We start from the raw sequence: 21,011 nt of genomic DNA on the forward strand, positions 1-21,011 counted from the left end.
AACTTATTTACCAAGTGGCTTATTCCAACTCACTTTGATCCGGTTGGTTCTGCATGTCCGAGCACAGCGCAAAGCCCACGCTAGGGCCTTCACGGTTTATCCAGAATACAGTTTTCTCGGGAAAGCCGGTAAGCGATGCTTCATGAAAATGGAGCTTTAAAAGATCGTAGGGATAATGGGTAGAAAGATTTCTTGCGCGTACGACATGTTCCGCGTTGGTTCTCGTATAGACGACGTAGTTAGGCATGGCTTCCTGGTTGTGTATTGGAGCATCTATGTTAACGACAGCGTGTTGCAGTATTTATGCAAAATAATGAAGCTTTATACCCGCAGTGCGCGGGCTTTTTTTTGCCTTCGAAAATCAAGCTGCTTTCCTTCGCATCCGCAGTTACCTATACCGTAATGCTTCCAGCAGCGCTGTCATCGTTCGGTCATATTCAGAAGGTATATTGCGGAATTATTCTAAGGATGAGTCTGAGAGCACCTGTGCTTTTCAGCAGTGCTGCTGTTCAATTTCGGAGCTTCCATGTTTAAGCATAAAACACTGAGCGTTATTTTTGTATTGGTACTTCTGGTAATGACTAAAACGGCACAAGCTACAGTTGCCGATACGCATTTCGCCAAATTCCATCCCGTCTCGGGCAGCGTTGCTGCCGGCTCCCTCCCGGAGAGTTCTCCATTTACGTTCTCTTCCACGAGTTTCTCGCAGGTTCGGATCGCAGATCGCATAAGTCAACTCAAGCTTGGAGAGCCCAACTCTGGTGGCTGGGATATGATCACCGCTAATGAGACTGGCTTCGATGCAGGCCGCTACCTGTTTATCCCTTTTGAAACTTTGGAAGCAGGAGTACAGCGTATAGATTTAAAAACAGGACTAACCAAAACCCTCGTTCAGCCTGGCACACAAGGATTCACCAAGGGGGATGCCTCTCGCTGGACACCTTGGGACAGCTACCTGACCGCGGAGGAATTTTGGGAAAAGGGGGGTACTAAAGGACGTTTATTTGAGCTGACCAACCCCACAACTGCTACTGGCGGCGGTGACTCCAATTTCGTCCATCGGTCAATCGTGCCGCGCGTAGCGCATGAAGGACTAGCCTTTGATAAAGAGAATAACCTGTATTTCATTGATGAGTTCAACGGCGGCAGCATTTATAAATATGTGCCGGCCAGCCACGCTGCCACTACGGGTAACGAGTATTTCTTCGCCGGCCAAACCTTCGTCCTACAGGTCAACGGAGGTGACAATGCGAACGTAGTAGGGTCTTTTGTATGGATTCCGATTACTAATACAACGGGGGGCCCCATTGATGGGATATCGGTGATGAATGCCGATGGAACCATCGATGGCCGCGAGACGGCGAAAATGGTGAAAGGTACCGGTTACCAGCGCCCTGAGGATATAGAGATCAAAACCTTGGTAAACGGAGATGAAATGTTGTTTGTGGCCACCACGTCGACCCACGAGGTGTACTCCATTAATCTTGATTCCAACGAAGTAAATCTCTTTGTAAGCCGTAACACCGTAGACAAGTCGACGGGCGTATCAGTGGGCACCTCGTTGGCCAATCCGGATAATTTGGCGATCGATGCGGCTGGGAATATTTATATTGTCGAGGACCAACCCGCCGGGATGGCTGACATCTGGTTTGCCCGGGATACCGACAATGATGGCGTGGCTGATTCCGTCGCGCGCTGGGCCTCTCTATCCACTATAGGGGCCGAGGCTACCGGCCTTTATTTTGACAAGTTTGATGCCAATGTCGCCTATGTGAATGTGCAACACCCGGATAGTCTCGTGGACAGTACGATCATGATCTCCGCAATTCCAGAACCGAATCTGGCCTCTGCAATTCCGGAATCAAATTTGCCCTCCGAATTGCCGGGATCGAATCTAAGCTCCGCAATGCCGGAATCGATGGCTTTGTCCATGTTGCTGTCTGGTGTGGGCTTGATGGGCTTTATTGTTCATCGCAGGTCTGAAAATAGTATTTCCTGAACAGGATTCGTATGTCTCTGTTGTTCGTATTTCCTGGAGGCACCGGCCAGCATCTGGCAAAAGCTGGTGCCCATCATGGCTGTTGAGCAAAATAATCTCGTTGGCTTCCCTGCCGATGATTTGATTGGCGTGACGCAGCGGATTAAGTGTTTGGCGTACTCGCGCCGGCTATCGTCGCGTCACGCGTCTGGCACACCATGAACGGCTGAAAATCTTTATTGCGCAACCCCTTCAGCACATCGCTGGTAGGAATATAAGCGTATCGCTCCGAGCGGCTTTGATGCTTGCCTTCGGCAAAGATCGCTGTTCTGCCTAAGGGGTCATAACCGAATATGGGTCATCCATTTTTGGGCAATAGTAAATACGTTCTCGACACTTCCAGGTCATCCAATCTTATCCAATAAGAATTTTGACACTACGCTGGAGCAAGCATCGGAAACAGCCCACGTAATCCTGTGGCCATCATCTCTACGGCCATCGCCGCAAGGATAAATCCTCCCACGCGCTGTACTACATCCAAAGTAGATTGACGAATCTTCTTTTCCGCCTGACAAGCCATATAAAAAGTTATCCAGCACACGATACCTACGATAAGGATAGGCACCACCACATGAATCAGATCGACAGAGGTATGCCATGAACTATTTCCCATGACATAGCTGAATGCCGCCGGACCGGCTAGCAGTGGCACAGCCAGAGGAACGATTGCGGCTTCCCGAACCCCCTCTTCATTAGCAATACCGGGCGACCCCTTAAAGGTTGATTCCTTCCCAAGAACCATTGCTATTGCCAGCAACAAGACAATGACTCCTCCGCCAACCTGCATCGCCCCCAGCGATACGCCGAGCAATCCTAAAATAGGCATCCCCAGAAATGTTGCCACCAGCAATGCCACCGTAACGCTCAACCCAATAGTCCTGGCAAAGCGGCCCTTGCTGGGTAGATCAAAACCCTCCGTAGCGGCGAGAAAAACCGGGATCATGGAAACAGGTCCCATCAGCACGAACAGCGTGATGGTTTTTTTGATGGTTAGAGCCAAAATTGAAAGCATTATCTAGCGGGGATGGGTGAAATATGTGCGTCCATACAGGCGCAGACTGGGTGGTTTATTCTTTAAAGCGGGCGCTCAATGTTTGATATTCGGGTACGAGCGGGATTCTCTGTTTAGCCTCTGTTCTCCGTTTTATCGTATTGCGCGTTTGCGCTGCCCCAGAGATTTTACAGAACTCAACAATACTGGATAGGTCCTGAGGCACACCACAGGATCGGTATGGGTGTATGGTATAACAAAGCGACTTCGGCAATCGAGGTGATGCAACGAGATAATGGAATTAGTCGAGTTGGCATAAACCACCCGGCGAGAACCAATATCGTAGACGAGCATGGAGTCAGGCTTGATAGTACAAAAAAAAGGGGGCACGAAGGCCCCCTGTCGATATGCAGTTTAAGTGCAAAGTTGGGTCAAGCACGCCGCCGTCGTGCGACCGCACTTATCATGGCGAGACCGGCAAGTAGCATCGCATAAGTCTCGGGTTCGGGTATGGGCGCAAGGAAACCGCGTATCTCCCCCATTGGAAACATGGTGCTATGGATATTTGAATAGGCCCCGCCAGTATTCAACCCCGTCAGCAGCGCATTGAATGCGCCATCAACGTTATTTCCATTGGCAGCGATGAAAGCAGGGTTATAATTCGATGCATTCTTCATATCAAAAGTATGGTCATAGACGCCCTCCCTTACGCCGGACGGAAAATCTGGAAATGTAGGGATTGCGGTTGCTACGCCTGCGGTGCCGCTGTTTGGCGCAGTAGTGCAGCAATGGATATGTGAAACTGTAGTATCCGCCATAAGCCCGCTAAAACTTTCATGGATGTGCATTGTGCGAAGATCGGAGTCTATGCTGACCGTTGCCATACCGGTACCGGGAGAAATATTAGGTGGAGCCTCGCTGGGGCCATCAAGCTTGGTTTGGTAAAATGTCTGATCAGCGGCAGCGGGAACGGCTGCTGCCGCCGCCAAAAGACCTCCCACAAATAAGGCGTTGAGTTTCATGACTGTTACCTCCTTTAAGACGATTGGACTGCGAGGCGTTACGGATACCGCAATAATAAGGGCGAGCGTTTACGAAGACCCTGTATCGAGGTACGAAAAGCTAATGAAATTGTACATATCGGCAATCGTCGTTCAATAGGCCATGTGGTGGGGTCGCGGCTGACAAGCCGCTACAGCATGAGTCAATGCAACCCGATTAGTGAGTTATTTAAAGGATATTGGAGATTTGGAGACTGATCCGCTTTTCTTTATTGAAATAATAATTTTGGCTCTGCTCAGCCCTGTCAAAACCACTGAACGATGCGGAGTTGTTAAATTAAATCAAAAGATGTTTTTCACTTTCGGCTCATACGGGTAATATCAAAGGCTTTGGTACAAGACGAAAAGAAAAGATGTTTTCCATTTTGAGTAATCCGAGCCAATATGTTTAAGAACCTGACTATCAAATCGCGCTTGATCTTCATTCTTTCCTTCCTGCTGATTTTTGTGTTAGGGATTCAAGTGGTTGGGTTGTTTGGTATGAGCAGCGCGATCGGCGGCCTGAAAACCGTTTATCTTGACAGATCCATCCCTCTGAGCCAGGTGACGCATATCGAGTCGCTTCTGCTGCACAACCGGCTTGCCATCACGTCTGCTTTGGTTATGCCGACGCGCGAGATCATCGAGAACAAGACGGCAACTGTCGAGAAAAATATTGAGACAATTATCAGAACCTGGGAAGCTTACATTGCGACAAACCTAACCCCGATGGAAAGTAAGCTGGCCAATAAATTCGCTTTAGACCACAAGAAATATCTCTCCGAAGGCGTGTTGCCGGCAGTAGCGGCTCTACGTGCAAATAAGATCGGCGAAGCGAACCGGATACTGGTCGAAAAAATTCGTCCCCTTTATCCATCTGTTAGCGAAACCATTGACGCACTTGTCTTGCTGCAAATTGATGAGACCAAGATAAAATATACGGAGGAACAAAAACGCTACCAGACCATTCGCAATATCCTTATTGCGTCGATAGTCCTGGCCCTGGTGTTGGCTGCGTTGTTCAGCCTCATTTTCATTCGCTCCATTTTCCGGCCGCTGGAAGATGTAGTGAACATTGCCCGGAGTGTTGCCGCGGGCAACTTAAGGCAGGAAATCCAGGTCCGGTCGAAAAATGAAATCGGCCAGCTCATGCAAGCGCTGAAGGAAATGCGGGACAGTCTGGTGGATACCATCGGCCGGGTCCGCGACAGTGAAGCGCATACACGCGCTTTATTGAACAACCTGATCGTCGGCGTTACATCGGTTGACGAACAGGGCGCAATCAGATCCTTCAATCCCGCTGCCGAAAGAATTTTTGATTACCCGGAGAGCGAGATTATCGGGCAAAATATCGGTCTGCTATTCCCGCCCCAGGGTCAGGGTCAGGGTCAGGGTCAGGGTCAGGGTCAGGACCAGCATATCGATTATCTTGAAAATTACTTGAAAACGGGCTCTAAAGCGTTTGGTGTGACGACTGAAGTGGCAGGGCTGCGCAAGAATGGCGCAACGTTTCCACTGGACATTGCCGTAGTCGAGATGCATGGCGGCGAGCGCCGCATGTTCGTGGTCATTTTGCGTGACATTAGCGAACGCAAGCTCGTGGAGGAGCAGAAAGCCAGCTTAATGGCCGACCTGGAAAGCGCCAATGAGGAACTGAAAAGCTTCGCCTATGTGGTCTCTCACGATCTAAAGGCGCCGCTGCGAGCCATCGGCGCACTGGCAGATTGGCTTTCCACCGATTACGCGGACAAATTCGATGACGAAGGCCGGGAGCATATGCGCCTTCTTGTCAGTCGGGTACACCGCATGGGAAACTTGATCGATGGCATTTTGCAATATTCTCGCGTAGGCCGGGTAAGAGAGACACCAGTCGCGGTAGACGTCGGCGAGGTAGTGGAAGATGTGATTGAGCTTCTTGCCCCCCCGCCGAATATTAACATTACTGTAGAAAATCACTTGCCGACTGTCATCATAGAGCCAACCCGTATACAGCAAATACTTCAGAACCTGATTTCGAATGCCATTAAATACATGGATAAGCCTCGGGGCGAGATTCGCATCACGTGTATCGCTGAAGGCGAGCAGTGGAAATTCAGCGTCGTCGACAACGGGCCCGGCATCGAGTCACGCCATTTCGAAAGGATCTTTCAACTATTCCAGACGCTCGCACCTCGGGACCGCATAGAAAGCACCGGCGTCGGCTTGGCCCTGGTGAAAAAGATCGTGGAAATGTATGGCGGCAGCGTCGGGTTGGAGTCCACAATTGGTAAGGGCAGCACATTTTTCTTCACCTTACCCAAAACGTCATTAATTGATAACTCAACTAAAGGAACAGCAGCGTGAAAGTAACTAACAAACCCATTCTCCTGGTGGAAGACGATCAAGTGGATACCATGACGGTTATACGCGCGCTCAAGGAAATCCACGTAACGAATCGGCTCGTGCATCTGGAGAATGGGGAGGAAGCGGTAAGCTATCTTCGAGATCCGGAAAGCGAAAAACCATGCATCATCCTGCTTGACCTGAACATGCCCATCATGAACGGGATTGAGTTTCTGCAGGTGGTGAAACGCGACGACCATCTAAAGCGTATTCCGGTAGTGGTATTGACCACATCGGAGGAACAACAGGATAAAGTGAACAGCTTCAACATGGGGGTCGCCGGCTATATGACCAAGCCGGTCGATTATCGGCAATTCGTCGAAGTCATGCGTTCGATCGATGCCTACTGGACCATAAGCGAAATGCCATGATGAGGACTTCGGTGAAACACTTTTGGATTTTTACCATCAGCTGATTATTCTATGATCAAACCGCTGATTCGCGTACTCCTCGTCGAAGACGACGCCGTGGATCGCATGGCCTGCCGCCGCGCGCTCGCGCGAAACCCGGACTATGATTTCGTGCTTTCAGAAGCCGAATCAGGCCACGAGGGGCTGCAACTCGCTCACGAGCAAAAGCCGGATTGCGTTTTGCTTGACTACCACTTGCCGGACCTGAATGGTCTGGAATTTCTGGCTGCCCTGACCGACGAGGCAGGAGATGTCGCCATACCCGTCATGATGCTTACCGGCACGGACAATGCCGCTATCGCGGTGGAGGCCATGAAACGCGGCGCCAGGGATTATCTTATCAAGGATATGGATCACCAGTACCTGGAATTGTTGCCCGCCATCATTCAGCGCGTATTGAGCGAGCGGCGGATGAGGATGGAAAAGAAGCTGGCGGAAGACAAGCTGGCCCAAGCGGAAGCCAAATATCGTTCGCTGGTGGAGACAATTCCGGCAATAGTATATATCGCTGCGCTGGACGGCACTAATCGCTTTCTTTACGTCAGCTCCCGGATTAAAACACTGGGATTTCCTGCTGAGGAATGGTTGAACGACCCGGATATACTTCTTGCCCGAACTTACGCCGAAGATCGGAGGCATATGCTCGAGGAACGCGCAAAAAGTCGTGCGACCGGCGCACCCTTGCGCTGCGAATACCGTTTACTTTCCCGTGAGGGATCAGTTTTATGGTTTCGCGATGAAGCGAGCGTGGTTCGGGATGAGTCGGGACGTTCGTTATTCCTACAGGGTATTCTCGTCGATATTACAGAGAGCAAACTGGCGGAAGCTGAGTTGCGGCAACATCGTTATCGTCTCGAAGAATTGGTGGCGAAGCGCACAGATGAATTAGCAAAGGTTAACGAAGAATTGCGCCGTGATATTGCTGAACGGAAGCTGATAGAAACGGAACTGACCAAAGCCAAGACTGATGCGGAAAAGGCCAATCTCGCCAAATCCGACTTCCTTTCCAGCATGAGTCATGAGTTGCGATCTCCGCTCAATGTCATGCTTGGCTTCGCGCAGTTGATGGAATCCAGTTCGCCACCGCCGACGTTCACCCAAATGACCATGCTCAAGGAGATCAATGCCGCAGGGTGGTACTTGCTGGAGCTGATCAATAAAATCCTCGATCTGGCCACAATTGAATCCGGCAAACTCGTGGTTTCCCAAGAACCCATGTGTATGGGGGATGTCATGGTGGAATGCCGGACCATGGTGGAACCGCAAGCGCAGGAGCGTAATATTCAACTGATATTTCCGCCGGCGGATATGCATTTCTTTGTGAGAGCCGATCGAACGCGGGTGAAACAGGTGCTGATTAATCTTCTATCCAACGCGATCAAATATAACCGCGAAGGTGGAACAGTTGAAGTAAATTGCAATGCGACCGCACCGCACCGTATCCGTATCAGCGTCACGGATACCGGCGCCGGATTGCCGCCTGAAAAGCTGACGCAACTTTTCCAGCAGTTCAATCGACTTGGCCAGGAAGACGGTTCGGTTGAGGGTACGGGCATAGGCCTCGTCGTGACCAAGCAATTGATCGAGCTGATGGGAGGTGAAATCGGCGTGGAAAGTACGGTCGGTGAAGGCAGCGTGTTCTGGTTCGAACTGACTGCGGACGATGTCCCCAAAAACTTGCAAGGAACGCTGTAAAAACAGGGGCTCCGAGCTTGAACAACGCTTGCGCCTGTTAGTTCGGCATGGTTATCTGTAACGACACTGGCTAGGCTTGTAATATTTTTTCTCCAGTCCCATCCGTCTCTTATCGGTCCGGCCTTGCATCTTAGTCCCGGCACCATATTTTGCCTATCGGCAATGCCAGCAGCAGTGGCTGGTACTGTACCGCTTAATCCAGTTCGCTATTTTTTATTGTCCTTCTCCAAAATCTCCAAGCTTTTCAGGTTTATTTGACCTATAAATTTATTTCCTGGCAAATAAATTTATAAGCCGCGGGCCCTGCTATATGAAGGCTGCTTCAGAAAATTCGTTGCATCCCGCAGAGCGGGCGGGTGACACAATCGAAGCCCTGCGTAAAGCGGCAATGGACTGTCGAGCTTGCCCACTGTGGGAGCATGCAACCCAAACCGTTTTCGGCGAAGGTCCTTCGCATGCATCGATCATGCTCGTAGGCGAGCAGCCTGGCGACCGGGAAGATCTGGCAGGCCACCCGTTCGTGGGTCCAGCCGGCCAACTTCTGGCACGGGCGTTGGCAACGGTCGAGATACCACAAGAAGATGTTTATATTACCAACGCCGTCAAGCACTTCAAATTCGAAGTCCGCGGGAAACGTCGTATGCACAAAAAACCTGCCGACGCAGAAATTGCCGCGTGTCACGACTGGCTTCGGCGCGAAATCGAACTGGTCGCCCCTCGCCTTCTTATCGCCCTGGGTGCGACAGCTACCCGCTCACTGCTGGGCCGCGCGACACCGATTACAGCTAATCGGGGAAAACTTCGTGAATATGCATCAGGTATATCGTTGCTGATTACGGTTCATCCCTCGTTCTTGTTGCGAGTGCCCGATCGAGACAGGGATGAGGAATATGATCGCTTTGTCGACGATCTCAAACTGGCAAGGCCTTTTCTGCGCTGATAATCCCGCCAGAAACAGGCGCAGCTTGTTTGATCTAACATAATAGTGAGTGTGCCGCACGCGATTCCTCTCAACAACGCGCAAAACCGTGTCACTTTCGGGCTGTCCAATTTTTTTCTTTATTTCTTTGATGCAGGAGGCGCAAGTGAAAATGAAGAACCTGGCGTTCGAAAGTGGATTTCGCGTAGTCCTTGGCAACGAGAGTTCTCAGGCAGCGGAGATGGTTCTTCCGCACGGTGATACGGAAGGTGGACCGGAAAATCGTCATCGTGGCGCTGATCAATGGCTGTACGTACTGTCTGGAACCGGTATTGCGACAGTGAACGGCAAGCACTACGATCTGCACCAAGACGTGCTCATGCTCATTGAACGCGGCGATGAGCATGAAATCCGCAATACCGGTGGCGACTTACTCCGGACGCTCAATTTCTACGTGCCGCCGGCTTATACGATCAGTGGTGAAGAACTGCCGCGTGGGCGGGACTCCTAGTACGGTGAGCGGGACATTTGTAGGGATTTCCGGCTGGCGCTACCCGCCATGGCGAGGGGTTTTTTATCCTTCTGGCCTTCCTCAGGATCGAGAGCTCGAATACGCTTCCAGGGCACTGCCGACCATAGAGATAAATGGAACGTTTTACTCGTTACAGAAACCGGAGAGCTTCCAGCATTGGTATGAGGCCACCCCTCCGGGCTTCATTTTCAGCGTCAAGGGACCCCGCTACATTACTCATGTACGACGCCTGCGCGATGTTCATGGCCCGCTCGCCAACTTCTTTGCGTCCGGATTATTCAACCTTCGAGAAAAACTTGGGCCTATCCTCTGGCAGTTCCCGCCAAGTTTTCGCTATGAACCGGAAAGAATGAAGCTTTTTTTTGAGCTTTTGCCGCACGATACCCAACAGGCGCTGAGCCTTGCTCGCCGTCGTGAGCACCGCATGACAGGGCGTGCGCGACTGGCCGTGGATGCCACGCGCACCGTTCGGCATGCTATCGAGATCCGGAACGAGAGTTTCATTGACGAAACTTTTGTCCAAATGCTGCGCGAGCACAACATTGCGTTCGTCGTTGCCGACACTGCCGGAAAATGGCCCTACCGGGAAGACGTAACCGCGGATTTTCTTTATCTCCGCTTGCATGGCGACAAGAAACTGTATGCGAGCGGATACACCGATGAGGCGCTGGCGCGCTGGGCAGCGAGGATTCGCGCCTGGCGCGCCGGGTCCCAGCCAGAGGACGCGCACCTCATCTCGGCGCAGTCCCCGTTACAACTTCATATGCGTGATGTCTATTGCTATTTTGATAATGATATCAAAGTCAGGGCGCCGTTTGATGCTAAGACCTTGATAGCGAAACTGTAAAGAATGAAGCCACAGCTGGCGCGCGGTTCATGATTTGATCGTACAAATTCAACCGATGGAATTCCAGGCCGGAGTCAACCCACGGTGTAACTGTGCCGGGTGGTCCGAAAAAATAGAAGAAGAGAAGAAAATTCTCCAAATTCGAAAAATGGTTCTCAAGGAAATTGCTCTGAAATGGCCGGACGCGAAGAAAACGCCGGGGAACGATAATGATGTGTAGCAGCCGCAGCCGAGACTACTACACATCATTAAAAGTAATGGTGAGCAATACAACTCGCCCTCATCACTCTGGGTCACTATTTATTTTTATGGCTTTGGCTACCGGCTTTGGCATGTTGCTCTGATGTTCCACCTCGAGTTGAATGAGAGGAACTCTTGCTGTCCGAGCTACCTTTTTCACGATCGTCCGAACTTCCTTTTCCACGCGATTCTCCGCCTTTTCGGCCAGCTTCGCGAGCTTCCTTCGAATCAAACTCGTGGGCGGTACCCTTGTCATGAGCTGCCTTGCCACCTTTGCTGCCGGCTTCACGAGCTTCCTCCGAATCAAACTCGTGTGCGGTGCCCTTCTCATGAGCCGCTTTGCCACCCTTCCTGCCAGCCTCGCGAGCTTCTTCCGAATCAAACTCGTGTGCGGTACCCTTTTCATGAGCGGCTTTACCACCCTGACTGGCTATTTCGCGTTGCTTATCTTCATCCATGGAAGCAAAACCGCGTTTGCTTTCGCGGCCGCTGCTCCGGTCATCACTTTTTTCTTTATCTGAAGCCATCATGAATCTCCTATTATCGATACCTCAAAAGTTTCCCTCCGACATATAATTCCTCAAACCCAATGTCTTCGGGGTTCTTGTCTCTGTTAATCGAGTTAAACACAACAGAGAGTGACTGCATCCTAATAGGGAAAATCGCTTCACTCTGTTCGGAAGCATACATAACCTGAGCTGTTGACCAAGGAGGTATCAGATGAGATATGGTTAATTCGGAAGCCTTAAGTGCCAGGAGTTGCGGCGAGCCGACGGGCCAGACAGTTGATCAGCCAACAGCCGCTGCTAATCTCTGCTGAGCTGTTTTTTGCCGCCCTCACTGCCATCCTTTTTGCGGCTTGGCTATACTCATGATTCATGGGGGTGGCACTGGGGCCGTCAACCTACGGTTTTACGGGAGTACGGGGAGTATCAGGAGATATCCAAGGTTTGCCTGAAGGGTTTGTGTGAGAGTTTGCTTTGGACGATTCTGCTGAGGGTCTGCCTCAGGGCGGTTGCCCAAAGGCTTGAGGGAGCCTGTATCAAGGGCGAGTCGCTAGCTACATACCTAAAAAAGAAGCCGGTGCGCCGGACAAGCGTCGCATGAGCACCGGCTGGTTGAGCATTAGCCCTGAATTCAGATGACGTTTCTTTTCAGTAGCTCTACTCAAGTATCTAATCGGTTTTATTCTTTCCGTCCACCATCCTTGGTCATAAAGAACCAAAGAGCAACGGCACCTACACCTATTACGAGAATTGCCATTTCCATGATAACCTCCTTTAAGAATTGAGATGATTCAAGAGTTGACAACTTGACGACCGAGTACCACAGCGCACTTCTCCCGATTTTCGCCAGCAAGCACCTTCAGAAACATCCCTCTATTTAAAGAACCTTACCTGCGGATGAAACTCGTCATTCCGTCCGCTAACCTTTGACCCTAGTGCAAATAAAAAGTTCTGGCTTCAAGCATTAAGGCCTCTCTGAAGCCGTAATAATCCTACTTCCTTTGTGGGTAAAGGGTATGTGCGGTTTCGCACACTAGGAGACCCTCTGTGCTTATTTATTCAGGATCAAGGTAACTGCTTCCACTAGCTCATCATATTATTTTCTCGAACCCAGCTATCTCTCAGTCTGGCCTGCGTTTTCAGAAGGTGATACTTGACGCCCAACCGCCCAGGCCGCTGCATAGGACGGCTAGCCAAGGCGGAAGTTTCATGATGGTAAAGTGAAGGCTGTCCACGCCGCAAGTGCGCCGATCATTCCAGCCTGAGAGAGACCGATTGCCATGCCGACCTGGCTGCTGGCCGGACCGGGCAGAAATTGGCAGAAAGCAACCAGGTCTGCATAACTGCGCTCGCTAAGCCACCCGCGGCGCATGACGAATTCATCGTGAAAGTATCCCAGTTGCGCGATAGGTCCACCGAACGAGGTCAAACCCAAACGTAGGAAGACAAAAAAACCGTCCAGGTTCTGCCCTGGTTTTTTGCCTTCTATCATTTCCTGCTGATAATTGATAAGTCCGTTGATCGCAAAGACAGTAACCTGATATATGAAGGAAATTGGGCCGGTGAAGCTTTTGCCTTTCTGTCCCGGTAGTGCTGCATTCAAATCCAGAAAACCATTTTGAAGAAGAGACATTTTTCAACCTCTGGAATCGTACTGAATATTTACTATACGTTGGCTTGCTCTGTCGTGGTTCGACATAGGCAATCTTGCGTTTTTTAATGCCGCAGGCTATAAAAAGCTTGATGCTGCCATATTAACGTTCAGTTTAAGATATAAGCAGGCTCAAAAATTTCTACAGCTGATCAGTTGGATCGTGCTTTCTTACATCGACCCACTGCGTGAATAAATGGGTTTGGATGCTTTGAGGAAAAATTTGCCCAAAGAATAATTCAGGCATTCTCATTCTGTACCAGGTCCTCGGGTATTGGGAGCGTGAGCACGTCGCTCTTTCGGGGCGCGAACATCAAGAGAGCCCACTTGAGGTAAACCCGGCCAGTGGCATCGCACATGACGTAAGATAAATTGACCAACCTGCGGTGAAATCCTGCAGCGCCCGGGTATTCATGGCTTGCAATGCCTGAGTTGTATGCCGCAAGCAGCGTTGTGTCTCTCAGGTTAACCCTTCGTTCCAGCAGACAATTGACCGCGGTGAATACACGCGCTTGATCAACAACTTTGTCTTCCGGCAAAGCTTATGGAATAACCGCTCGTATCAGATTACCTGCCGGGGGATAATGAGGTTAACCAAGAGGAGGATCAGAACATGTCCGACCCTGCAATACAGGACCGCGCCGCCGGCGCCATTATGGGCGCCTTTATCGGAGATGCCTTAGGCCTCGGCCCGCACTGGTATTATGACCTGGCGGTACTCCGCCGCGACTATGGCGACTGGATTACGACCTACGCCGACCCCAAGCCCGGCCGCTACCATAGCGACCTCAAGGCCGGCCAACTCTCCCAGAGCGGCATCATTCTCCAGCTCATGCTGCGTTCACTCGTCGAGCGCGGCGGCTATGATGAAGCCGATTTCTGCCGGCGGATGGATGAGGAAATCTTCCCGTTGCTCAACGGCATGCCGGTGAACGGCCCGGGTGGGTATACCCAGCAGTCTATCCGCGACGCCTGGCGCAAGCGTGTGCGACAGAACCTGCCGTGGGGGCAAACGGGAGGCTTGGCCGATACCACCGAGGCGATAGCCCGCGCCCTCGCGCTGGCGGTGCGCTATGCTTTCCAACCGCAGGAACTGGCAGCCGCCATCTCCAGCAACACGCGGCTTACCCAGATCGACGATACCGTGGTTACCCTGACTGTCGCGTACGGGGCAGTGCTGGGTCTCCTGGTGCAGGGACACAAGCTCAACAGAAGCCTTTCCGGCAAGCTCATGCGATTGGCAAGGGCGGGAAAACTGCCTTTCCATACGATGGCACATACCGACCTGCAGCCGCCCCAGGCGGACTTTCCGTGCGAAAGTGGATATTTCATCTCTCCGGACGCCCTGCTCACGCCCTCGTATGTGGCTGCGGCCGCGATGGACCCGGATATCCGCATAGAGCCTGCATGGAAAGTCTCCATCGTTTATGGCATGACCTGCGCCATTTATCACCAACTTCCCGCAGCCTATCATCTCACCGCACGCTTTCCGGACGATTTCGAATCGGCTGTGCTCCACGCCGTGAATGGCGGCGGCGAAAACCAGGCGCGTGCCATGTTGACCGGCGCGCTGGTCGGCGCCCAAGTCGGGCTATCGGGAATACCCCTGCGCTTCCTCGATGGCCTGGACGAAGCCGAAACGCTCCAGCGGCTTGCAATGGAGCTGGCATCGAAAGTCGGCGCTTCAACCGCAGCGTCCCTTGCTGGCGTGCAGGCAACGTAGAGCAAATGGCGCTAGTGTCATAAACCTCTGCAAGTCCGCATCATTGCCAACCGTCGCGATGCTCCTGCAAAGAGATAATCCCTTCGTCGCACGCCATCATAGCAACAGCACGGAACTCCAGACCTTGCGAATTTATCGCGGAATCGACACCACTTGTCTCTCGGAAGGGGTAACGATCTCTCGGCGGGGCACGGCGCTTGATGAGGGATTTTACGAGGGGACGGGCGCCGGGGAAGTTCGGAAGGTTCTCACGATGTCCCAGTGCAGCGTCAGCGATAGAAACACTTTCTACATCTCCGGCGGCTCGAGACTCAGGCCCGACATTACCATGATCTCCAGTGGCGCGAGATGGCTCAGGTTGGACGCTCTTGCCATCACGTCCTGTTCCTGCAAAAGCTGGTACTGAAACACTTCCTCGTATGTATCCTGAACCAGAAGATTCACGACCCTCTTTGGCCACCCCATCATCCACCGGTTTGCGATCTCGATTCCGATTTGCCCTGATTGAATTATCATTTCCCGGACTTGATCCGGGTATATGTCCGGGTTGTACAGTAATTGCATTTTTGTTCTCCTGATTCGTTTCAGGCGTTTTAACATACCGTGTCAGTTCTTGCTTAATCAGACCCTCTCCACGCTCCACCAGCGCATCCTGAATCGGCTTGACCTCAACAGCTCCATTTGGCCCAGCCACGGCAGCCGCAGCTTGCTCGACTTCGGCCCGGCGATCGAGTGCCACATCCTGAATTACGGTCCCGCTCGCATCTCTGGCATTAACAACCTGGTCCGCTGCAGGCTCTATAGCCCAACACCCATACGATTATCGAGGGCAGCTTGCAGGGCAGCCTCTTTTTAATCTACATCCCAAGAAGCCTTGCTATAAAAAAACAAATTTCTCGTTCATCTTTACGTTCTCCATAAAAAAACCGCACTAGGCGAGTATAAAAATCATCATATTCAAGCAAACAGCAGCAAAAAAAAAGACTCGACCTTTACGGCTCTCATAATCCTAATGTCATCATAATTAGGTACTCCTATTATGTACCTGATAGAATGCCAGCGCTTTTTAGTGTGACTTTTCATTTCATCTCTGGGAGAAGCCCATGAATAAAAGGAGGCCGTTTCCATATGTAATTATTTCTTTATTGACAGGTACAGTTACAGCAGCAATTTACTATTTTTTAACAATAATGAATAAAAAGAAGAGATAACAATGAACAACACCGTTTTGAAAACGATAGTAATTTTTATTGCTTCAGCCATTATTTCTGGCTGCGCCACGATTATGGGACAAAGCGCTCCGGAAGCTTTAAACGTTCGCAGCGCTCCAGATCAAGCAAATATCGTTATTACTGATGAATCTGGTACCAAAATATTTGAAGGTAAAACTCCCACATCTCTGCCACTAGAAAAAAAGAAGGCCTTTTTCAGCGGCAAAAAGTATACGGTAACAATTAGTAAAGATGGTCATGCCGAGCGGACTGTCATCGTAGATACAAAAGTAAACGGATGGTACATTGCTAACGTCCTGTTTGGGGGCGTCATAGGCTTGCTGATCGTTGATCCGGCGACCGGAGCCATGTGGACGCTGAATACCAACGAAGTCAACGTAACACTGGAAGCTTCAAAACCAGAGGCGGCCACTGCACCGAATAACTTACGCATTGTTCTTTTGAACGATGTCCCAGCATCTTTACGCGACAAAATGGTCCAGGTTGCTCAGTAGTATGAGCGTTTAGTCGCAAATAAAATGTGAGACGGGCCGACGGACATGTATGTCTGTCGGCCCTGCAGCAGCTACACGCTCACCCGGATACGGCGCTTTACGTTGCGTCAATAATAATAACCTTGGTTCCGAACTGCTTAGAGGGAGGATACTGGATAATATAAAATTTCCAGCATTCACCAACTAATATGGAGAAGAGGAAGAAATGATTAATTTGTCAGCAATTGACCCATCCTCGAATGACTGAAATCTACCCTGCCTCTACAGCTAATTCAGTTTCCCATCAAGTAAATCGCCAGAAAGCTGAAAATGATGGTCCAAAGTATTACTCTGAGTATAACCAGCCCAGGCCGAAAACCGCCTTCAGGTTGCTTCTTCTCGTCGTCAGTCATTTTCTCACCTCTGCAAGTTAGTGCGGCTGGAAGATAGCATGTGACTAACTAATTTTGACGCGGTTCCTCTCGCGCGCAACTCCCAGCTAGGGAATAACTGCCCCTGCTATTGCGGTTTTTGTTTTATGCGCCTCCAACTGAAGGGACCCCGAAGACTTTTTTACGACTTCGCACAAAAAATAGGGTTCGCCTATAATCTCGAAAAAACCTAGCGCAAGTGGAGGAGGCTAATTCAACGTTTTGCTCATCTAGGCCACCCCTGGCTACCAAATCCTTCGAAATTATTTCTTTATCGCTAGAAGATAGACCAGACGTCGCCGCGAATACTCTACTGTCAGTAACTCCAACCGTAGCAAAACTTGGTAGCAACAACTCCATATTCATGGGATGAAATGCGAAGCCCAAAAACACAAGCTGCCTGGCCTCCTTAATCCTCTTGCGAATACCACTTGATCCTTCGTCGGTCTCTTCCGCGAAGGTCTTAATTTGACTTGTCAAATCCATGAGTTTTGTAGCATGCAGTGTTGCGCCAAAGCCAACTCCGCGTTCCTGACAAATGAATGGCAGCGATTCAACCATACCGTAGGGATGGTAAATCTCGATACCTTTGACCAATTCTGTCCAATGGCCCTGCTTATCCTCTTCTTCATCGCATTCCTCGCTTTGGTAGCAATCGCCCCCAGTTCATGTAGATACTGCTGGCACTCACATGGTTCGGCATGGGGCTATCAGTCATCTACACGCTAGTGGCGGGCCTGTTCTCGTAATTCCTTCACCCGAACATTGAACCCGGCCGTGAGCTTCGTAATGCGTTCCTCGACTGCTTTCACTTGTTCCTTAGGAGCGTCTTTGGACATCTCTCCACTCCTAAAGAAAATTCCTCTTTCCTTCTTTGCAACCGGAACAATATTTTTGTAAAGTGCATCACGCGGCAACCGATTAACCAAGCCAAATCAAGAGGAGAAATAAAATGGCAGCAACCAGAAGCTACAAAATTATCTTCGCCAATCAGGGGCGGTTTGCGGTAAACGTGCTCGCCCTTGCCTGCGACGGCTCGTGGCGAGATGCGATCCACCGCTACAACGGTAAGCATGATCTGGCGGTTATCGACGTGGGAGAAGAGAACGCTGCACACCTGGAGGAAATGCTAGATCAGGACGACAATGTTCTCTCCTACATATGTACGGAGCATTAAAAAGAGATGACCTCTGCAGAAATCCGGGAAGCCTGGAACGCACCGTGCTCATGTGGGAGCGCGGCAACGGAAAATGGCTCCAGCATCACAAGACCTGCTCCCGCGCACGCATCATGACTGAGCGCGGCTTGAACATACTCTCTCTGCTCACGCTCCACCGCCTGGCATTGAGTCTCATCCGGGCGAACCGGAAGGCTATTTACCTCTTCAGCCAGCGTCGAATGTTTGCCCGCCGAGTATTGAGCATCTTTCATTGCCGCATCGGCAGCTTGTTTCTTGGCGTCCAGTGCGTCAGTGACTTCTTTCACCCCAGCCCGGACCGTAACAACGTCAGTAGCGCATTTATCGTTCGCCGCCCGTAACACAGCGTTCTCTGAACTGAGCCGCTGCATTTCCTTGCTGGAACGCCAATCGCTAACGACGAAGCCGCCACCGAAAGACAGTGTCGCAAAAATAGTAATGACGATTGCTGTGATAGCTGGAGTGGCAAGCATCAATGCACCGCCGGACCAATAAGCGCTACCGCGAGCATTGCGGTATAGGCAATTGCGAAGGCAAGGGAAAGAGATTTCATTTTCGATAGACGTAAAAAAAGCCGCGCTTGGCGGCTGAAATGCAAAAACCACCGGGTTAGGGGTGGGTTAGGTTTCCGAGTAACTATTTCGCACTTTATAGAATACTTCTATCAGTGCTTCCCAGGAAAAGCAAGGGTTTTATTGGACCTTTAATCGTATGGCTACCTCAACCGTTCGTATACAATTTATAGGCCAGATGAGCTAATCAATCACTTTTCATCCACTCAATCCACACAACAATGCCATGTCTGAATTCCCTACCTTGTCCGATAATCTTGATCTCTCACGTTGCCCACATTGTTCAGTTTCCACCCCTTATCTGCAGCGTATAGATGGTTTTGATACAAACAATCACTTACGCAACAGGAAACGAACTTGGGCAATGTACAAATGTGCAAGTGTGGCGGCGTTGTAACTGCATCGGCAGCTGAACGGGGTGGAGTCGTATATGAATATTTTCCTGAATCGCCATCCGTGAACGATGATATACCGGGCAAGCCAAAAATTTATCTTCAACAAGCTCTCGAAAGTCTTCATGCCCCAGTTGGGGCCGTTATGCTAGCCTCAAGCGCAGTTGATGCTATGTTGAAGCTCAAGGGTTACGCTGATGGAAGTCTTTATACTCGTATCGAAAAGGCAGTAAAGGATCATTTGATCACCTCCGAAATGGGAACGTGGGCTCATGACGTTAGATTGGATGCCAATGATCAAAGGCATTCGGATGATTCGGCCTCCCTGCCCACTTCAGAAGATGCGCAAAGGGTAATTGATTTCGCTATCGCATTAGCAGAATTTATGTTTGTTCTGCCCAAACGCGTACAGCGAGGGATTGCGCATACGTAGGAAAAAGGATGGAAAATCCACTCTCCAAACTCGCGCTCGACTATTGGTACCAGGTAATCATGGTAGCGGGATTCGCGATATTCATCTTATGCGCACCGGGCTCCTTGTATCATTCCCTACAATTCCAGTTGCGCTAATTTCACTAGGCAGCTTTTTCATTAGTCTTGGCGATTAACCATCCTTTACAAACGCAAATCATAGCAGCATCACTATATTTTCCGGGCGGTAAGGTCACCAGCCATCCTAGAAAAACCTCATTTATTGGTTTATTTTTCGATTTTCTAGGAATGGCACTCTTGGCTTTAGGAATATACCGCCTATAACGTCAGTAGGACTAGCGGAATATTCTTGCTTGTCCACGCCCCATCTCAATGACAAACGACGTAGACGCACTTAAAATTGCCAACGATTCTGGCTTTCCCCTGCAGATCGCTATTGAGCACCTAGTACGAGCGGTGCCCCAGCGATCACGGATGGCGCGTTAGGTATATTGAGCATTCCTGGACAAACCCTTTGGACAACCAAAGCGGCTTCATTGATCTCGTCCTTCAGGATAAATATGCGACTACTTTCCTGGTAATTGAATGCAAGCGAATGCGTGATGCTACCTGGCTTTTCATGCAGTCTGGGGAAGGCTTGGAAAAACAGCATACGGCAAAAGGCTGGGTGTCACGCTTTTCGCCAGATAAAGCCACTTATTTTGGATTTCATGATGTTCGGGAAGACCCAGCTACACCCGAAGCAATTTTTTGCGCCGTTCGCGGACAGTCTACCAACGATAAGCGAACCCTTTTCGAGCGGATAGGGGGAGAATTGGTTTCTGCTACCGAGGCTCTAGCACAAGAAGAAAGGGATTTTCGGCCAACAGTTCATGACACTATTCGATTCTACTTTAATGTCATCGTAACTACCGCTGAGCTAAAAATGGCGTATTTTTCTCCTGGCAGCATTTCCCTTTCCGATGGCACATTAACCGACGCACGCATAGAAGATGTTCCTTTTCTTCGGTTTAGAAAGCAATTGTCAATTCGATCGAGGGCTCTGACACTAGAGGATTATTCCAACGATAGAAGTGGTTCTTCTGCTGCTATGGCGAAGGAAAAAACTATATTTGTTGTGCGCGCTGACGCGTTATTAGAGTTTCTTCGGCAATTTCAAGTACCGGACTACGCCGTGCGCCACTTCGATTACTAGAATACCGCTAAGCATAATGAATCGCCCCGAGTTTCATGGAGGCTGTTTGGTTTAAGTTAAACTTCTAGCGTGGTTTTTTCAGCCAGTTGCTGATAATAGTTTATCTCAGCTT

20 protein-coding genes and 2 pseudogenes are annotated in these 21,011 nt (G+C 50.4%); 13 read left to right on the plus strand and 9 right to left on the minus strand.

Translation table 11 applies throughout. From position 1 onward, the window contains the following. Positions 1-19 precede the first annotated feature (19 nt). Entirely contained in the window at positions 20-247 is a 228-nt protein-coding gene (locus BLS94_RS12555; protein WP_090961597.1) for a hypothetical protein, read from the minus strand. A 279-nt stretch (positions 248-526) separates the two neighbouring features. Here BLS94_RS12555 and BLS94_RS12565 point away from each other — a divergent pair, with 279 nt between their 5' ends. Further along, positions 527-1,999, plus strand: coding sequence for an alkaline phosphatase PhoX (locus BLS94_RS12565; RefSeq protein WP_143021699.1), 1,473 nt, complete (start codon positions 527-529; stop codon positions 1,997-1,999). A 32-nt stretch (positions 2,000-2,031) separates the two neighbouring features. Here BLS94_RS12565 and BLS94_RS14665 read toward each other — a convergent pair. The 3 genes and pseudogenes from BLS94_RS14665 to BLS94_RS12580 all read right to left on the minus strand — a co-directional run. Further along, positions 2,032-2,303, minus strand: a pseudogene (locus tag BLS94_RS14665) (DUF932 domain-containing protein); the annotation flags it as partial. A gap of 111 nt (positions 2,304-2,414) precedes the next feature. Continuing rightward, positions 2,415-3,038 (minus strand): MarC family protein, encoded by a 624-nt coding sequence (locus tag BLS94_RS12575; RefSeq protein ID WP_176767876.1) that lies wholly within the window; start codon positions 3,036-3,038, stop codon positions 2,415-2,417. A gap of 422 nt (positions 3,039-3,460) precedes the next feature. Further along, entirely contained in the window at positions 3,461-4,051 is a 591-nt protein-coding gene (locus BLS94_RS12580; RefSeq protein ID WP_090961605.1) for a CHRD domain-containing protein, read from the minus strand. A gap of 423 nt (positions 4,052-4,474) precedes the next feature. Between BLS94_RS12580 and BLS94_RS12585 the strand changes: the two genes are divergently transcribed. The 6 genes from BLS94_RS12585 (at position 4,475) to BLS94_RS12610 (ending at position 10,854) form a co-directional block, all read left to right on the plus strand. Continuing rightward, complete coding sequence (locus tag BLS94_RS12585; RefSeq protein ID WP_090961608.1) at positions 4,475-6,412, plus strand: Tar ligand binding domain-containing protein; 1,938 nt, start codon at positions 4,475-4,477, stop codon at positions 6,410-6,412. Beyond that, entirely contained in the window at positions 6,409-6,822 is a 414-nt protein-coding gene (locus BLS94_RS12590) for a response regulator (protein WP_072766909.1), read from the plus strand. The genes BLS94_RS12585 and BLS94_RS12590 overlap by 4 nt, the downstream gene beginning before the upstream one ends. 51 nt (positions 6,823-6,873) lie before the next feature. Next, entirely contained in the window at positions 6,874-8,556 is a 1,683-nt protein-coding gene (locus BLS94_RS12595; RefSeq protein ID WP_072766908.1) for a hybrid sensor histidine kinase/response regulator, read from the plus strand. Positions 8,557-8,866: 310 nt separating this feature from the next. Beyond that, positions 8,867-9,496 (plus strand): UdgX family uracil-DNA binding protein, encoded by a 630-nt coding sequence (locus BLS94_RS12600; RefSeq protein WP_090961611.1) that lies wholly within the window; start codon positions 8,867-8,869, stop codon positions 9,494-9,496. Between the two features lie 151 nt (positions 9,497-9,647). Beyond that, positions 9,648-9,986 (plus strand): cupin domain-containing protein, encoded by a 339-nt coding sequence (locus tag BLS94_RS12605; protein ID WP_090961647.1) that lies wholly within the window; start codon positions 9,648-9,650, stop codon positions 9,984-9,986. Positions 9,987-9,990: 4 nt separating this feature from the next. After that, the gene (locus tag BLS94_RS12610; protein ID WP_090961614.1) at positions 9,991-10,854 is read left to right on the plus strand and encodes a DUF72 domain-containing protein; all 864 of its coding nucleotides are present in this window, start codon (positions 9,991-9,993) and stop codon (positions 10,852-10,854) included. Positions 10,855-11,150: 296 nt separating this feature from the next. Here BLS94_RS12610 and BLS94_RS12615 read toward each other — a convergent pair whose 3' ends face one another. The 3 genes and pseudogenes from BLS94_RS12615 to BLS94_RS12625 form a co-directional block, all read right to left on the minus strand. Next, the gene (locus tag BLS94_RS12615) at positions 11,151-11,624 is read right to left on the minus strand and encodes a KGG domain-containing protein (protein ID WP_256325426.1); all 474 of its coding nucleotides are present in this window, start codon (positions 11,622-11,624) and stop codon (positions 11,151-11,153) included. A gap of 1,186 nt (positions 11,625-12,810) precedes the next feature. Continuing rightward, positions 12,811-13,092: pseudogene (locus BLS94_RS12620) on the minus strand (chromate transporter); the annotation flags it as partial. Positions 13,093-13,490: 398 nt separating this feature from the next. Next, positions 13,491-13,790 carry a hypothetical protein gene (locus BLS94_RS12625; RefSeq protein ID WP_090961618.1) on the minus strand — a complete coding sequence of 100 codons (300 nt, stop codon included), beginning with the start codon at positions 13,788-13,790 and terminating at the stop codon, positions 13,491-13,493. 74 nt (positions 13,791-13,864) lie between these two features. Between BLS94_RS12625 and BLS94_RS12630 the strand changes: the two genes are divergently transcribed. Then, positions 13,865-14,974: an ADP-ribosylglycohydrolase family protein gene (locus BLS94_RS12630; RefSeq protein WP_090961621.1), complete on the plus strand. Its 1,110-nt coding sequence runs from the start codon at positions 13,865-13,867 to the stop codon at positions 14,972-14,974. Positions 14,975-15,262: 288 nt separating this feature from the next. Here BLS94_RS12630 and BLS94_RS12635 read toward each other — a convergent pair whose 3' ends face one another. Then, positions 15,263-15,538 (minus strand): hypothetical protein, encoded by a 276-nt coding sequence (locus BLS94_RS12635; RefSeq protein ID WP_090961624.1) that lies wholly within the window; start codon positions 15,536-15,538, stop codon positions 15,263-15,265. Positions 15,539-16,187: 649 nt separating this feature from the next. Here BLS94_RS12635 and BLS94_RS12640 point away from each other — a divergent pair. Together BLS94_RS12640 and BLS94_RS12650 are read left to right on the plus strand one after the other, a co-directional pair. Next, on the plus strand, positions 16,188-16,700 hold the full coding sequence (locus tag BLS94_RS12640; protein WP_090961628.1) for a YceK/YidQ family lipoprotein: 513 nt from the start codon (positions 16,188-16,190) through the stop codon (positions 16,698-16,700). Between the two features lie 1,362 nt (positions 16,701-18,062). Then, positions 18,063-18,287: a hypothetical protein gene (locus tag BLS94_RS12650; protein WP_090961633.1), complete on the plus strand. Its 225-nt coding sequence runs from the start codon at positions 18,063-18,065 to the stop codon at positions 18,285-18,287. Here BLS94_RS12650 and BLS94_RS12655 read toward each other — a convergent pair. After that, positions 18,284-18,781: a hypothetical protein gene (locus BLS94_RS12655; protein ID WP_143021700.1), complete on the minus strand. Its 498-nt coding sequence runs from the start codon at positions 18,779-18,781 to the stop codon at positions 18,284-18,286. The two genes, BLS94_RS12650 and BLS94_RS12655, sit on opposite strands and share 4 nt — an antisense overlap. A 456-nt stretch (positions 18,782-19,237) precedes the next feature. Between BLS94_RS12655 and BLS94_RS12660 the strand changes: the two genes are divergently transcribed. From BLS94_RS12660 to BLS94_RS12665, 3 genes are all read left to right on the plus strand, one after another. After that, the gene (locus BLS94_RS12660) at positions 19,238-19,705 is read left to right on the plus strand and encodes a DUF4145 domain-containing protein (RefSeq protein ID WP_218124809.1); all 468 of its coding nucleotides are present in this window, start codon (positions 19,238-19,240) and stop codon (positions 19,703-19,705) included. An 8-nt stretch (positions 19,706-19,713) separates the two neighbouring features. Further along, positions 19,714-19,842 (plus strand): hypothetical protein, encoded by a 129-nt coding sequence (locus tag BLS94_RS15350; protein ID WP_256325427.1) that lies wholly within the window; start codon positions 19,714-19,716, stop codon positions 19,840-19,842. A gap of 376 nt (positions 19,843-20,218) precedes the next feature. Beyond that, on the plus strand, positions 20,219-20,899 hold the full coding sequence (locus BLS94_RS12665) for a hypothetical protein (RefSeq protein ID WP_090961638.1): 681 nt from the start codon (positions 20,219-20,221) through the stop codon (positions 20,897-20,899). The last annotated feature ends 112 nt before the right edge of the window (positions 20,900-21,011 follow it).

Origin of the sequence: Nitrosospira sp. Nsp18, from assembly GCF_900103145.1 — a bacterium.
GTDB lineage: Bacteria > Pseudomonadota > Gammaproteobacteria > Burkholderiales > Nitrosomonadaceae > Nitrosospira.